This is a genomic window from Planosporangium flavigriseum (genome assembly GCF_011947225.1).
Lineage (GTDB): Bacteria > Actinomycetota > Actinomycetes > Mycobacteriales > Micromonosporaceae > Planosporangium > Planosporangium flavigriseum.
The window spans coordinates 1-1,194 of the sequence record NZ_JAATVW010000058.1 but is presented as its reverse complement, the minus strand read 5'-3'; the positions used below and the strand labels follow the sequence as shown (position 1 = coordinate 1,194).

Below are 1,194 nucleotides of genomic sequence, written 5' to 3'. Positions count from 1 at the left end.
CGGGGAACCGGCCACCACGCATATTCAGCACTATGAAAAATGGGGCGCCCCGTCGGGGCGCCCCATTTTTCATTGCGTCGTGGAGGTTCGTCGGCACGCTCGAGGCGTCCCGTCCACTTCCAGATCCAGTTGTATCCGGGGTGATGACCTTGGGTCTGGCTGGGTATGGGAGACTAGATGACCGCCGGAAATCGATGGATGATTGAGGGTCGCCCCTACACCAGGGGCCGACCCTCGACGTGTGTCTAGACCCCGGACATAACCCGCCCGGCGCACCACGTAAGGATGGACCTGTGAACACTTCGCCATACGACCGCCGTGGCCGCGATGACGGTGACCGCTCGCGCCAGCCCCGGGGTGGCGATGACAGATCGCAGGGCGGTGGCTACCGCGGCGGCGGAGAAGACCGAGGCCGTCGCGACGATCGTGAGCGCGGCAGGTACGACCGCGGCGGTTCGCCGGGCTCCGGCCGTGACCGCGATGCCGGTGGTACCCGTGGTGGTGGCCGTGACCGCGACGCCGGTGGTTTCCGTGGCGGCCGAGAGGGTGCCGCCGGTGGTTCCGGTGGTTTCCGTGGTGGTGGCCGTGACCGCGACGCCGGTGGTACCCGTGGTGGTGGCCGTGACCGCGACGCCGGTGGTTTCCGTGGCGGCCGAGAGGGTGCCGCCGGTGGTTCCGGTGGTTTCCGTGGTGGTGGCCGTGACCGCGACGCCGGTGGTTTCCGTGGCGGCCGAGAGGGTGCCGCCGGTGGTTCCGGTGGTTTCCGTGGCGGTGGCCGTGACCGCGACGCCGGTGGTTTCCGTGGCGGCCGAGAGGGTGCCGCTGGCCGCCCCAGCCGTGGCTTCGACCGCGGCGATCGCCCCGACCGTGGTGATAGGGGTGCTGGTCAGGGCGGCCGCGGGTTCGACCGTGGCGATAGGGGTGCTGGTCAGGGCGGCCGCGGGTTCGACCGTGGCGATAGGGGTGCTGGTCAGGGCGGCCGCGGGTTCGACCGTGGCGATAGGGGTGCTGGTCAGGGCGGCCGCGGGTTCGATCGTGGCGATAGGGGTGCTGGTCAGGGCGGCCGCGGGTTCGATCGCGGCGACCGGGGAATTGACCGCGGTGGTCGCGGCTTCGGCGGCGACGAGCGTGGCGGTGGGCGTGGCGGATACCGCCGCGACGAGGCTGGTGGGCGCACCGATCGGCCGCAGGGCG

Annotated in this window: 1 pseudogene; it reads right to left on the bottom strand. The window is 71.2% G+C overall.

Annotated elements, in window-relative coordinates:
- Nucleotides 1-245 precede the first annotated feature (245 nt).
- A pseudogene (locus tag HC028_RS26790) lies at nucleotides 246-1,194 on the bottom strand (hypothetical protein); the annotation flags it as partial.